This window comes from Nocardia sp. NBC_00508, from assembly GCF_036346875.1.
Classification (GTDB): domain Bacteria; phylum Actinomycetota; class Actinomycetes; order Mycobacteriales; family Mycobacteriaceae; genus Nocardia.
Genome location: NZ_CP107852.1, coordinates 7,447,197 through 7,460,822, shown reverse-complemented (window position 1 = coordinate 7,460,822; position 13,626 = coordinate 7,447,197). Strand labels below are relative to the sequence as shown.

The window sequence follows — 13,626 nt, the reverse complement described above, 5'->3', positions numbered from 1 at the left end:
GCATGGGGGAGTGGAGTTCCCGATCCTCGACCGAAACAACGACTATCGGCGTGCGCGTGCCCGCCCAGTTGGAGCAGCTGACCATGCTGCGTGCCCTCTCCGAGACCGTCGCTCTCATCGCGGACTTCGCCCTGGACGAGGTGACCGATATCCGGCTCGCGCTGGACGAGGTGGCGACCTCGCTCATCCTGGACGCCGTGCCCGGCTCGATGGTCGACTGTGAGTTCACCTACGACGCCGACAAGATGTTCGTGCACGTCTCCGCGGTCGCGGTCTCGGAGTCGGTGATCGGCCAGGCCGGATTCGGCTGGCATATCGTGCGGACCCTGACCGATTCGATCGCCGCCGCCCAAGGCTCCTACGACGGCATGCTCGGCGGATATCCGACGGTGATCGATTTCAGCTGGGTGCGGGGTGCCGCGGATGACGGGTGAGTCGAGATCGCGCGGTGACAGCTACGACAACATCGAACCGCTGTTCGAGAAGATCGCCGCCCTGGACGCAGACGACCCGCGCCGGGACGCGATGCGCCGGGAACTCATCCAACGCTGTCTGCCGCTGGCCGAGCATATCGCGCGGAAGTTCTCCGGACGAGGCGAGAACTTCGACGACCTGCTGCAGGTCGCGCGGCTGGGGTTGGTGCAAGCCGCGGACCGGTTCGATGTGGCGCGCGGATCGTCGTTCCTGTCGTTCGCGGTGCCGACCATCATGGGCGAGGTCCGGCGGCATTTCCGGGACAACACCTGGGCTGTGCGGGTGCCGCGCCGGACCAAAGAAATCCAGCTGAGCATCGGCGCGACTGTCGAGATGCTCTCGCAACGACTCGGCCGGATGCCGAAGGCCAGGGAGATCGCGGTGGAGCTGGATGTCGATCTGGTCGAAGTGACCCAGGCGTTGATCGCCGGGAACGCCTACCAGTCGTCGTCCATCGACGCGGTGGCCGGCGACGACATCGAGAACGCGCCGTTGCCCCTGCTGGACAGCCTCGGCGCCGAGGAGCCCTCGTATCACCTGGTCGAAGACTTCATGGCGGTGAAACCGCTGATCGGCGAGCTTCCCGAGCGCGAGCGTCAGGTGCTGATCATGCGGTTCTTCGAGTCGCTGACCCAGAACCAGATCGCCGAGCGCCTCGGCGTCTCCCAGATGCATGTCTCCCGCATCCTGTCCAGGACGTTGAACTCCCTGCGGGAACAGGCGCTGCGCGACTGAACCTTCCGGTACACCTGATGGTTGCAGTCGGACGTAGTCCGTCGTCAGCCCGCGCACGGCCGGAGCGAAGGCGGGAGGTACGCCTGATGGGTGCAGTCGGACGTAGTCCGTCGTCAGCCCGCGCACGGCCGGAGCGAAGGCGGGAGGTACGCCTGATGGGTGCAGTCGGACGTAGTCCGTCGTCAGCCCGCGCACGGCCGGAGCGAAGGCGGAGGGGCGGAGGTACGCCTACAGCGCGTCCGGTGGCCGGGGATCCGGCGATGGACCGGGCGGCCGCGGGTCCGGCGACGGGGTGCCGGGACCGGGCACCGGAGGGGGCGGCACCGGTCCAGGAGTCGGCGGCCGGGGCGGTGGTCCGGGTACCGGCGGCAGCGGACCAGGTCCCGGAGGAACGGGATTCGGATCCGGGATGGGGTCCGGTTCCGGAATCGGCGGCACCGGTTCCGGGATGGGCGGCACGGGGTCCGGCTCGGGCGTCGGTGGAACGGGGTCCGGGACCGGCCGCGCCGTGCTGACACTGCGCATGCGAACTCCTCCTCGTTTCGGTCGTCGGCGCCGCGCTGCGGCGGGTGCGCCGTGCGCAGGGTCCGACACCGGCCGGTTACCCAGCGGTTGCGGGACGAACCTGTCCGGTGCTGGGATTACCGGCGGTTCGGGCGACCAGTTTGCGGAGTATGTCCCCCGGGTAGTCAGTCAGGAGCCGGACAACAGATGCCGATGGCTCGAGGAGCTCGTCATGACCGACCAGCGCCGACCAGGCACCCGGAATCCGCAGTTCGCGCCGGGTAGTCCTGGGTCGAAGACCCAAGTCAAGGGTGTTTCCGTCACGCGGAATCACGACGTCATCCGTCGCTGGGCGCAGCAGCGTGGCGCCCGGCCCGCGACCGTACCGGGCAGCGAGCACGACGGACGGCTCGGCGTGCTGCGGTTCGATTTCCCCAGGTACGGGGGCGCAGTGCTGCGCCGGGTGGGATGGGACGAATGGTTCGCCACGTTCGACGCCAGGAAGCTGCGCTTCTGGTATCAGGAGCGCAATGCCGACGGATCCCCGAGTAATTTCAACCGTTTGGAAGCGCCCCGGTAGCCGAGGTGAGTCCGGTCACCGTCGACGGCCGAGTCCGTCCCGGTGGTGCTGACCCCAGTGTGATCGTGACCCTTTTGCGCCTCTGCGAGGGGTCGCGGTGTGATCGCTACCCGTAGGTCGACGGAAAGATCCTGCGGCCGAGGGGATCTCGTAGACCGGATGGTGTCCTGCGCGGTCCCGCCGATGACGGCAGGTCCGGCACCGTCGATGACCCGATCGCCTCCGGGGCGGTCGGGCATATAGCGTGTGTGGGCGATCCAGTGGTGCCCGCGCCGGTCTGCCGGACGTTTACCGGCCGGTGTTTCGGGTACCCGAACTCGAGCAAGGTTGCTCGAAAGCGGAAGGTCGCGTCGGTATGGGGATGCGGTAATCCGCATCGTGACGCGCTTCCGCATGTCTGCAAGGGATAAGGTCTTGAGCGCAAACCTGATGATCGTGGAAGACGACGACCGGGTACGTGGTGCGTTACGTCTCGCAATGGAGGACGAAGGCTACGCCGTCGATGAGGCGGAGGAAGCCGAAGACGCGCTCATCCATCTGCGAAGCAATGGCGTGCCCGATGTGATGATCGTCGATCTGATGCTCGGCGGCATGGACGGGTTCGAATGTATCCGGGAGATCCGCCGCGACCACGACGTTCCCATCATCGTGGTCAGCGCTCGCGACGACACCCACGACGTGGTGGCCGCACTGGAGGCGGGGGCCGACGATTTCGTCACCAAGCCGTTCGAGATCAAGGAGATCACCGCCCGCATGCGTGCGGTGCGCCGGCGCGCCCGTATCACCGCTGAGCGGGAGACGCCGCAGGAAATGGTGCTCGAGGCCGATGACGTGGCACCCCTGGTGCTCGCGCAGGACAGCGGCGTGGTGCGCCGCGGCGACGAGGAGATCCGGCTCACGCTCACCGAGTTCCGATTGCTGTGCGAGCTGGCGGAGTCGCCAGGACGGGTGCTCAGCCGCACCGTACTACTCGAACGCGTCTGGGACCGTGGGTTTTTCGGTGACGAGCGGATCGTGGACGTGCACATGCGCAGGTTGCGCACCAAGATCGAACGGGATCCGTCCGATCCGCACATCGTGGTGACGGTGCGCGGGCTCGGCTACCGCCTCGATGTCCGCCGCTGAGCGCAGCTTCGACGCGAAACGCTGGAGTCCGGGCGCCTGGAGCCTGCGCGCCCGGGTGACCGCCGCCTTCGCGGCCATCGCCGCGCTGATGTCGCTGGTGCTCGTGGTCTCGGTGTTCGTCATCAGCCGCGGCTATCTGGAGGCGCAGCGGCAGCGCGCGAGCGGCGAGCCGTCCGGTGACCTCAACGCCGATCTGGAACTGCTGCGTAACGTGCTGATCGGCTGTGCCGTCGTGGTCACCCTGATCGGTGCGGCGGTCGGCTGGTGGGCGAGCAGGCGGGTGCTGACCCCCCTGCACCAGCTCGCCGCTACGGCCGCGCGGATCGCCTCCGGTGACCTCGACCTGCGGATACCCACCAGCGGCGACCAGGACTTGGCGATCACCGTCGAATCGTTCAACACCATGCTCGACTCGCTGCAACGGCGCATCGAACGCGAGCATCGTCTGTTCGGCGACGTCAGCCACGAGCTGCGCACGCCGTTGACCACCCTGATGGCCAGCGTCGACGTGCTCAACCGGCACCGCGGTGATCTGCCGGAGCGCTCCCAGCGGGCGGTGGCGCTGGTCACCGCCGAGGTGGACCACTTGCGCAGGCTGCTGGACGATCTGCTCGCGCTGGCCCGGGTGGAGGCGGGCATGCACCACGGCGACGCCGAGCCGCTGTCGGTGCGCGAGCTGCTCACCCACACGCTGGCCGATCGCCGCTACCCGGCGCAGGTGCTCACCGTCGACCAGGACGTCACCGTGCGGGGCCGCAAGCTGGAGCTGGAACGTGCGGTGGCCAACCTGCTGCACAACGCCGACCGGCACGGCGGCGGTGTGGTCGCGGTCACCGTGCACCGCGATGGCACCGACGCGGTAATCGCCGTCGATGACGCGGGACCCGGTGTGCCGTCCGCGGACCGGACGCGCATCTTCGAACGATTCGCGACCGCCCGCAGTGGCCGTCGCTCATCGGGTGGGACAGGCATCGGCCTCGCGCTGGTGGCCGAGACCGTCGCCACCCATCACGGCCGGGTCGAATGCACCGAGCGGCCGGGCGGCGGCGCGCGCTTCGTCGTGCGCCTGCCCAGGTTGGGCGACATCCATCCGTAACACGACCGTAAAGAAGTCGACCACTTCAGCTCAAAGTCGCTTCGCAAGCCTGGATAAGTACTGCTGACCCGACGAGGGAGTTGTATGTCACTGCCAACCCTGTCCCCAGCGGAGATCGAGCGATCGCGCGTCGAAAGCGCCGCAGCCGCTCTGAGAGCCACCCCGTCCCGAAACGACATCGGGCCGGCCGTGGTCCTGCGCACGCCCCGACTGGGCGACGGCGCTCCGATGTGGCGGATCGCCAAGGATTCCGCCGTGCTCGACACCAATTCGAGCTACGCCTACCTGCTGTGGTGCCGCGATTTCGCCGGAACCTCGCTGGTCGCCGAGCTGGACGGCCACATCGTGGGATACGTGATCGGATTCATCCGCCCCCAGGCGACCGACACCGTCTTCGTCTGGCAGATCGCGGTAGATCAGGCACAGCGCGGCCGCGGCATCGGCACCGAGCTGCTGCATACCTTGCTCAACAGCGTCGCGGCCCAGGGGATCTCGGTACTCGAGACGACGATTTCGCCGGACAACCCGGCATCCATCGCCATGTTCGCGTCGGTGGCGAGAGCGAGGGGAGCGGACATCACCAAGAGCCCCCTGTTCGAGGCCGGCGACTTCCCGGACAGCCACGCATCCGAAGAGCTGTACCGCATCGCACCGACCGCCCGCACCACCGAGGAGGATCACCGATGATCAACGCAGACACCACTGTTTTCGAGAGCCTGGAATCGAACGTGCGCGGTTACTGCCGCGCCTGGCCCACCGTGTTCACCACCGCGAAGGGCAGCTGGCTGCGCGACGAGGAAGGCAAGGACTACCTGGACTTCTTCGCCGGCGCCGGTGCGCTGAACTACGGGCACAACAACGACGTGCTGAAACGCTCGCTGCTGGACTACATCGCCAGTGACGGCATCACCCATGGCCTGGACATGTCCACCCCGGCCAAACGGGAGCTGCTGGAGACGCTGCGCGACACCGTGTTCGCGCCGCGCGGCCTGGACTACAAGGTCCAGTTCCCCGGCCCGACCGGCGCCAACGCCGTCGAGGCCGCGCTCAAGCTCGCGCGCAAGATCACCGGCCGTGAGACGATCGTCAGCTTCACCAACGCCTTTCACGGCATGACCCTCGGTGCGCTGTCGGTCACGGGTAACGCCGCCAAGCGCGCCGGGGCGGGCGTCCCACTGGTGCACGCCGCGCACATGCCCTACGACGGCTACTTCGACGGCACCACCGCCGATTTCCAGTGGATGGAGAAGGTGCTCGACGACACCTCGTCCGGCTTCGACCGCCCCGCCGCGGTGATCGTGGAGACCGTGCAGGGTGAAGGCGGCGTCAACGTGGCGCGCGCCGAGTGGCTGCGTCACCTCGCCCAGCTGTGCGCGGCCAGGGAGATCCTGCTCATCGTCGATGACGTGCAGATGGGCTGCGGGCGCACCGGACCGTTCTTCTCCTTCGAGGTCGCGGGCATCACGCCGGACATCGTCACGTTGTCGAAGTCGATCGGTGGCTACGGCTTGCCGATGGCGCTGGTGCTGTTCAAGCCGGAGTTGGACGAGTGGTCGCCGGGCGAGCACAACGGCACCTTCCGTGGCAACAATCCGGCGTTCGTCACCGCGACCACCGCGCTGCGCCACTACTGGGCCGACGACACCCTCCAGTCCGCGACCCAAGCCAAGGGGGAGCGGGTCGCGCGCACCTTGGCCGAGCTGGCCGGATACTTCCCGGGTCTCTCGACGCGCGGTCGCGGTCTCGTGCACGGCATCGTCTTCGACGACCCCTCGCAGGCGGGCAAGGTCTGCCAGATCGCGTTCGAGCGTGGTCTACTGGTGGAGACCTCCGGTTCCACCGACGAGGTGGTGAAGCTGCTTCCGCCATTGACGATCACCGAGCAGGAACTCGACCATGGCCTGAACATTCTGGCCGGCGCCGTCGAGTCGGTGTGCCGTGGCACGGGAGCGGTCGCATGATCGTGCGCACCACCACGGAGATCACCGGCACCGAGCGGGACGTGGCGGGCGAGGGCTGGCGCAGCAAGCGCATCGTCCTCGGCGGCGACGGCGCCGGCTTCTCCTTCCACGAGACCACCATCGACGCGGGCACGGTGCACGAGTTCCACTACCTGCACCACGTGGAGGCGGTGTGGCTCATCGAAGGTGAGGGCACGTTGACCGATCTGGACAACGACGTCAGCTACGAGCTCGCGCCCGGCTCGATGTACCTGCTCGACGGACACGAACGCCACCGCCTCGAGGTCCGCACCAGGATGCGGATGATGTGCGTGTTCAACCCGCCGGTCACGGGGCAGGAGGTTCACGACAGCGACGGCGTATACCCGCTGGTCGCCGCGACGATCGGAGGATGAGCACACCAATGGTTCTGCAGCACACGGATAGTCGGCCCGAGACCGCCCGCTACGATCGCTACCCGACCCGGCTCGGCGCACCCGCTCCGCACTTGGAGCGCGCCGACCCGACGGTGTGGGGGAAGGTCGACAGCCCGGAGCTCGCGTCATTCGCCGCCGACGGGTTCGCCATCCTCGACGAGTTGCTCACACCTGCCGAGGTGGCCGAGTTCAGCGGCGAGATCACCCGGCTCGCCGGTGATCCCGCGCTGCGGGACGACGACCGGCTCATCGTAGAGAAGTCGTCGAACCGGGTGCGGTCGATCTTCGAGGTGCACAAGCTCAGCGCGGCGATCGCCGAGCTCGTGCGCGAGCCGCGCGTGCTCGGGGTGGCCGAGCAGCTGCTCGGGTCGGAGGTGTACGTGCACCAGAGCCGGGTCAACTACATGCCCGGCTTCCGTGGCGCCGGTTTCTACTGGCACTCGGATTTCGAGACCTGGCACGCCGAGGACGGGATGCCCGCACCGCGCGCGGTGAGCCTGTCGATCGCGCTGACCGACAACTACCCGATCAATGGCAGCCTGATGGTGATGCCGGGCTCGCATCACACCTTCGTGCCGTGCCTGGGCAGCACCCCTGCCGAGCACTATCGGGAGTCGTTGCAGGAGCAGGAGATCGGCGTGCCGACTCCGGAGGACATCACCGCGCTGGCGAACCGGTACGGGATCAGCCAGTTCACCGGCCGGGCGGGCTCGGCGCTGCTGTTCGACTCCAACCTGATGCACGGATCGTCGAACAACATCACGCCGTTCCCCCGCTCGAATATTTTCGTGGTGTTCAACAGCGTGGAGAACGCCCTCGTCGAGCCGTTCGCCGCGCCGGCACCGCGGCCGGGCTACATCGGCAGCCGCGACTTCACACCTCTGTCGGCCTGACCGAGCCGTCACGCGCGGGTTCGGGCTCGACCGCGGATGTGGTCCACCGCTGGACGATGTCGGCATCAATGTGGCTGCCGACATCGTCCGGCACAGGTGGGCCGTCGGCCGCGTCATCTCGGGCAAATGCTCGATCGCCGAGATGACGCGGTCGGCCCGCCAGCCGCCATGGTCCGGGCGCCGGATGCCGCTGCCCATATCTTCGGCCGTCGTGCGAGCCTCGGCCCGCTCAGCCGACCGGCCACACCGGTCACATGCGCAGGGCTCGGTAGAGGGCCAGCCAGCGATCGAGTGAGACCAGCCCGACCGGCTGGTCGAGCGGAATTCCGGCCGCCGCGCAGGAGGCGCGTACGGCGCCGGCCGGGAACTCCCTGCGCAGTGACGCGGCCAGGGAGCCGCCGACTCCGGAGAAACCGAGTTCGACCATCCTGCGGTAGTCGCCGATCAGCTCGCGCGGGAGCAACGGATCGGGGCGGTTGCGCAGCCGCAGGATGGCTGTGTCGACACGCGGCACCGGGTGGAAGCTGTGCCGGCCGATGCGTGCGCCGAGCTCGATCGCTGTCGTGGGCCAATGGCTGACGGCGAGCTTGGTCCAGCGGCCGTAGTCTCCGGAATGCTTGCGGGCGAATTCGATTTGGGTGAGCAAGGTGGCCGAGGTGAGCGACCGCGCGGCCAGGCACCAGCGCACGATGTCGGTCGTGATGGCGAACGGCACATTGGCTACCACGGCGAACGGCTCCAGTGGAGCTCGCACGGTGCGGAAATCCCGGTGATACAAGCGGATTCGCGGATCGTCCGCGTACCTGCGACGCAGCAGATCCGCGTAATGCGGGTCCTTCTCATAGGCATGGACACGGCCTGCCGTGTCGAGCAATCGCCGGGTCAGCATGCCGTCACCGGGTCCGATCTCCAACACTAGGTCGTCGGCGCCGATACCGGATGTGCGCACGATCAGGCGGGCAGCGCCGGCATCGGTGAGGAAGTTCTGCGACAGCCGCTTTCGAGTGCTCGCGGTGGGGGGCATGCTGCCGTGGGCACGCGAAAGAGAGCGATGACGGGACATGGGTGTCCTCCGAACGGAGTGGTCGAATCAGGAAGGGTGATTCGCCCGGACCCATGCCAGAGCACAGCGGAAACGACGGCCGGTACCGGCCGCGGGACTGGGATTCCGATCGAACGGAATCAGCAGAGCGGGGTGATACGGTGCGCTGGCAGAGTCCAGGCATCCGTACGAGGGCGGATGTAGTACGCGCCGACTGCGCACGGCGCATTCACACCCGCATTGACCAACATGCTTCGGAACTTACGGCAGACCCGCATCCGCGCGCCAATTCTTTTCCGCGACGTTCAGCGATCCTGACCCGATCAGCCGGGTCGATAGAGTTCGCCGTGGCAAGTTACGGCTGACCGGCCACATCCGAGGCTTGCTGCTCGGCGGCGTAGGTTCGCCAAGACCTCGCTTCGGTGTGCTTGCCCTGTTGCTCGAGCAGGTCGGCGAGTCCGGCGATGGCGCGCGGTTCGCCGCGCTCGGCAGCGGTGTGCCACCAGGATTCGGCCCCGGCAGTGTCACCGTGGCGGTACCGGACCGCGCCCAGCTCGTATGCGGCGCCCGCATGGCCGGCCGCGGAGGCCTGTGCCCAGAGCCCGCACGCCTGTTGCTCCTCACCGCGGCGATGCATGGCGACGCCGAGGTCGTAGAGGGCGCCGCGATAACCGAGGTCGCCGGACTGCCGTGTTGTCTCGTTTCGAGGCGCATCGGTCGCCGTGGATAGCTCGTCGAGCCGCGGCAGCACGGTCGGAGTCGACGGTGTGTCGGAAATCTGTGAGCTCGATTCGGCCACAGGCGTGTCCGCGCGCTGTTGCGTAGGCACGGCCAGAGGGCCGGAGGCCGGGCGCAAAGCTTCTGCCGCTGTCTGCGTGGTGGTGACCAGCGGGCCGGGAGACGAAGCATCCGTTGTGTCCCATGTGCTTGCGCCCAGCCGGTTGAATGCCAGACGCGAAACGTCTGCTGCGGGCCGCTCGTCCGGGATCAGTGGGCCGAAAGGACCATCACTGTCCGCGGCCGGGGGCCTGGAGGCAGAGCGCGGCACATCGGGCGCTGGTCGTGTGGGGGAGTCTTGGGCAGGCCATGCCTGCGCCGCCGGAGGGTGGGAAGTACCCTGCGGGCCCGGATGCGCGGGGGCCAGGTGGGGGCTGGGTGCTGAATGCGATGTATCCGGAGCGGGTGGAGCGTTCGTGATGGGCATATGGTGTGCGGATTCGGTCGCGAGCTGTGTGTCACTGGCCAGTGTGTTGCGAGTGGGCGGCCAGGAATCTGCCGGGGGTTGCCTGTTACCGGCCAGTGAGCTCGGAGCACGGTGCGAGGCATCTGCGGTGGGCTGCTTGTTCGATGTGCTCGGTAGGGAGGGGATGTCCGCCGCGGGTTGCGGGTTCGAAACCAGCGACCCCAGAGACGACTGCGATGCTTCGGGGGTGGGCCGCGCGGCCCGTGACGACTGCAGGTTCGTGAAGAGCCTGCCCGCGGGCCGGTGCGGTGGGCTGTGCGCCGCTTGCTCGTTGGCAGATGGATGACCGTTCCCGGACGGCGATGGATCGGCGGGGGGGCGATCGACAGAAGGGGCGGGTTCACCCGGGGAACCGGCGTCGATGCGAGGAACCGGCATTGTCGGTGCCGTGGGCGGACCCGCCGCGAGTGCGGACCGTGCCGCGGGCGCGCTCATGGTTATCGGTGTCGTGGCGGGTGAACTCGAGGCGGGCGCGTCCTGCGTGACGACCGTGGGAGCGGTCGACACCTCTACGACCAGGTTGGCGAAATTCGGTGGTCCCTCGCCGATGCTGCACCACAAGACGACTCGCCCCTCGGGCCGCTGCTCGACGACAATGCCGTAGTTACCGGTCCAGGACTTCTGAGTGCCGAATTCGTCCACCCAGACCGGGGTGAGGGTGACCAGCGTGCTCGGCGCCGTCGGCGTCACGTCGAAGCCGACACCCGCTGCCAACGCGTCGCTCCACGCATCGACTCCGGCCAGTGCCCGGCCGTGCAGGTCCACATAGCCGTCGACTACGGACAGCCCGATACCCAGCCCGCGCAGCCCGGCGGGCGGCGCCGCGGAGACCATGGTCACGGTGACGGTGGTCGGAGCAGGGCCGATCGGCTCGGTGTACATCGGATACACCATGCTGCCGTGCCAGCGGATCGGTTCCGCGCTCTGATAGCGCGCGGCCAGTGGCGGCTCTTCCGACGAACTCCGGGCAGCCCATGACGAATACGGATCGTTCATGCTCACGCCCGCCTTTCCGCCCGATCCCGATCACCGCCCCCCGCGCCGGGCGGCGGGGTATACCGTACTCGCCGCGATCCGGAACTGCGCCGCAATCCCCTGGCGCTCGGCAGCACCCCTGTGCGACAACGCTACCGACGAGTTCACTCGACGGTCCCGCCGGGGTCGTGGCCGGCGTTAGACGTCGGCTTTCCGGGATCGGCCGGACAGGTCGTGCAGCGTGCGGGGGACCTCGTGCACCACCGGCGAAGCGGCGGTGGCGGCGTGCAACCGACTATCGACGTGCAGCGGCAAGGCGTTCCAGCGCGGCAAGGTCCTTTTCGAGCATCCGGAACAGCCAATACACGCCGACGAACGCCAGCGCGCTACCGACGCACAGCACCCGTAGCGGCACGATCACGGCGGGAATGTCCTCCGCCGGAATGAAGGTCACGCCGGCCACGCCCAGTAGCGGCACCGCGGCTGCGACGGCCAGGAAGTATGTGCTGCTCGCATCGAGTTGCCTCAGGCGATGCGCGTCCTCGGCGCCGAGTCCGCCATGCGGGAGAAACATCGGATACAGCGACCGGACAGCGTAGAAGGTCACCATGAAGTAGGGGTAGGCCATCGCGATGGCGCCGCACACGATCTGGGTGATGAAGAAGTGAACGTAGGATGCCGCGGTGATCTGATTGCCGGACACCCGCACCGACACCGGGACCACCACACCGGCGATCGCCCACAGCGCGAAGCAGGTGAGCACATTGCGTCTGCCGAGCTGCAGCGTGTCGGCTCTGGCCCCGGCGAGTGCCTCCGGGGCATAGGACTTGCCCTTGCGCAGCCCGCGCGCGATCGACCAGAGTCCGGCGATCAGCAGATTCGTGACGACGAAGCCGATCAGGAAGCATACGGCGTAGGTCATGAGCGCGATCTGGTCGAAGCGCTGCTGCGCCTGGGCGTCCAGTTTGTCGATGATCAATGTCCGGTTGTGGTTGTAGCTGTAGAGGATCGCAAGCGCGTTCGGCACGGCGATCGCGAGCGCCATGATCGGATGCATCAGCAGACGGGAGCGCAGGCGCCAACTACCGGGCGGTGGATCGACGAGGTCGCGGGCACGCGCATCGAGGCACACCGCCAGCTGCTGCGCCATGTCGGCGCCGCACGACCAGCGGTTGGCCGGTTCGGGGTCGAGCGCCCTGACCAGGGCACGTTGCAGCGCCGCGGGGCAATCCGGTGGCAGATCCGTGTAGGGCAGCGCCTGCGGGCTGTGCGCTCGGCGCTCCAGCATCCCGTCCAGGGCGGTACGGTCACCGCCGGTCACCGCGTCGTCGTCGAAAGGCTTGCGGCCGGTGAGCAATTCCCAGAGCACGACGGCCAAAGCGAAGAGATCGCTGCGGGTATCGAGATCCTCGGCCGAGGTCGGCAGGTCCGGGTGTAAGGCGGCGAGTTGCTCCGGCGACATGTACGCCAGCGAACCGCCGAAGTAGGCGACCGGGCTGTCGCCGGAGACGTTGCCGCTGAAGCTGATATTGAAATCGGCAAGCTTGGGGACGCCGTCGGCGGTGAGCAGGACATTGGCCGGTTTGACGTCGCGGTGCAGCACGCCCGCCCGGCCCGCGTAGTCGAGCGCGTCGGCCACGCGGCGCCCGAGCCACGCGACGGTTTCCGGCCACGACAACCCGGTCAGCTCCGCCCGCAGCGGCGACTCGCTGGGCTGGATCTCCCCTTTCGCGGCGAGTACTTCATCGATGACTGCCAGCAGCATCGTGCCGCCGCGCCGCGCCGGCGGTGTCGCCCGGACGCGCTCGAGCACGGTGAACAGCGTGCCGCCCGGGACGTACTGCATATACAGCAGGCGCAGTTTCCGGCTTGGCAGCACGCGCTGATCGAAGACCCGCACGATGTAGTCATGGTCGAGCTGGGCCAGCGTCTGCGGCTCGGTGCCCTTGTCACGGGAGATCTTCACCGCCACCAGTCGCTGCATCGACCGTTGCCGAGCCAGGAAGACCCGGGCGAAGGCGCCGCGTCCGAGACCGGTCATCAGGTCGAAGTCATCGATCTTCTGTCCGGCTTCGAGTTCGTCGAGGTTCGCCGGTTCGGCCGCGACCGTCAGCGTGCTGTGGTAGTCGTCGGTCGCGAGCATCTCCGAGAGCTGGTCGGCCTGCTCGGGGTACGCGGCGGTGTACTCGGCGACGTCGACCGAGCTGCCCGCGTGCCTGCGGACATGGAATTCCTCGTAGATCAGATCCGGTGGCAGCGGCCACGTGCGTAGTTCCGGCAGTTCTTCGGCGTAGTCGGCCAGCCGTTTCGGGGCGGCTCCGCGGCCCCATCGGTTGGCCAGGTCGACCTTGATCAGTTCGATCAGCGACACCCGGCGGATCGCGGCGGAGTCGGGCAAGTAGGCGGCCAAGTCCGGTGGTGTCGTGGCCGTGCGCCACGCGTCGGCGAAGCGCTCCACCACTTCGGCGACTTCAGTGCCCCGCGATTCGGTAGGCGAGCGGCCCGATGCGACCGTCGCGCCCGGAACCGGCGGGGCGGGGTGCGCCATGGGGGCATCGTATCGCCGCGACGGTTCGCGAACC

12 protein-coding genes are annotated in these 13,626 nt (G+C 68.0%); 9 read left to right on the top strand and 3 right to left on the bottom strand.

What is annotated here, in order from left to right; genetic code table 11:
- Positions 1 to 2 precede the first annotated feature (2 nt).
- The 9 genes from OHA40_RS33465 (at position 3) to thpD (ending at position 7,784) form a co-directional block, all read left to right on the top strand.
- Complete coding sequence (locus OHA40_RS33465; RefSeq protein ID WP_330230794.1) at positions 3 to 434, top strand: ATP-binding protein; 432 nt, start codon at positions 3 to 5, stop codon at positions 432 to 434.
- The gene (locus OHA40_RS33460; protein ID WP_330230793.1) at positions 424 to 1,209 is read left to right on the top strand and encodes an RNA polymerase sigma factor SigF; all 786 of its coding nucleotides are present in this window, start codon (positions 424 to 426) and stop codon (positions 1,207 to 1,209) included. The genes OHA40_RS33465 and OHA40_RS33460 overlap by 11 nt, the downstream gene beginning before the upstream one ends.
- Positions 1,210 to 1,945: 736 nt before the next feature.
- On the top strand, positions 1,946 to 2,293 hold the full coding sequence (locus OHA40_RS33455; protein ID WP_330230792.1) for a hypothetical protein: 348 nt from the start codon (positions 1,946 to 1,948) through the stop codon (positions 2,291 to 2,293).
- A 414-nt stretch (positions 2,294 to 2,707) separates the two neighbouring features.
- Positions 2,708 to 3,418: a response regulator transcription factor gene (locus OHA40_RS33450; RefSeq protein ID WP_330230791.1), complete on the top strand. Its 711-nt coding sequence runs from the start codon at positions 2,708 to 2,710 to the stop codon at positions 3,416 to 3,418.
- Positions 3,405 to 4,514, top strand: a complete 1,110-nt coding sequence (locus tag OHA40_RS33445; RefSeq protein ID WP_330230790.1) for a HAMP domain-containing sensor histidine kinase — start codon at positions 3,405 to 3,407, stop codon at positions 4,512 to 4,514. Before OHA40_RS33450 ends, OHA40_RS33445 begins: the two co-directional genes overlap by 14 nt.
- A gap of 84 nt (positions 4,515 to 4,598) precedes the next feature.
- The gene (ectA, locus tag OHA40_RS33440) at positions 4,599 to 5,201 is read left to right on the top strand and encodes a diaminobutyrate acetyltransferase (protein ID WP_330230789.1); all 603 of its coding nucleotides are present in this window, start codon (positions 4,599 to 4,601) and stop codon (positions 5,199 to 5,201) included.
- The gene (gene ectB / locus OHA40_RS33435; RefSeq protein WP_330230788.1) at positions 5,198 to 6,475 is read left to right on the top strand and encodes a diaminobutyrate--2-oxoglutarate transaminase; all 1,278 of its coding nucleotides are present in this window, start codon (positions 5,198 to 5,200) and stop codon (positions 6,473 to 6,475) included. Before ectA ends, ectB begins: the two co-directional genes overlap by 4 nt.
- Positions 6,472 to 6,870, top strand: a complete 399-nt coding sequence (locus OHA40_RS33430; protein WP_330230787.1) for an ectoine synthase — start codon at positions 6,472 to 6,474, stop codon at positions 6,868 to 6,870. The genes ectB and OHA40_RS33430 overlap by 4 nt, the downstream gene beginning before the upstream one ends.
- Positions 6,867 to 7,784, top strand: coding sequence for an ectoine hydroxylase (gene thpD, locus OHA40_RS33425; RefSeq protein WP_330230786.1), 918 nt, complete (start codon positions 6,867 to 6,869; stop codon positions 7,782 to 7,784). Before OHA40_RS33430 ends, thpD begins: the two co-directional genes overlap by 4 nt.
- A 250-nt stretch (positions 7,785 to 8,034) precedes the next feature.
- Here thpD and erm read toward each other — a convergent pair whose 3' ends face one another.
- From erm to OHA40_RS33410, 3 genes are all read right to left on the bottom strand, one after another.
- On the bottom strand, positions 8,035 to 8,808 hold the full coding sequence (gene erm / locus OHA40_RS33420; protein ID WP_330230785.1) for a 23S ribosomal RNA methyltransferase Erm: 774 nt from the start codon (positions 8,806 to 8,808) through the stop codon (positions 8,035 to 8,037).
- A gap of 373 nt (positions 8,809 to 9,181) precedes the next feature.
- Positions 9,182 to 11,065, bottom strand: a complete 1,884-nt coding sequence (locus OHA40_RS33415; protein WP_330230784.1) for a hypothetical protein — start codon at positions 11,063 to 11,065, stop codon at positions 9,182 to 9,184.
- Positions 11,066 to 11,339: 274 nt separating this feature from the next.
- Complete coding sequence (locus OHA40_RS33410; RefSeq protein WP_330230783.1) at positions 11,340 to 13,592, bottom strand: serine/threonine-protein kinase; 2,253 nt, start codon at positions 13,590 to 13,592, stop codon at positions 11,340 to 11,342.
- Positions 13,593 to 13,626: the final 34 nt, after the last annotated feature.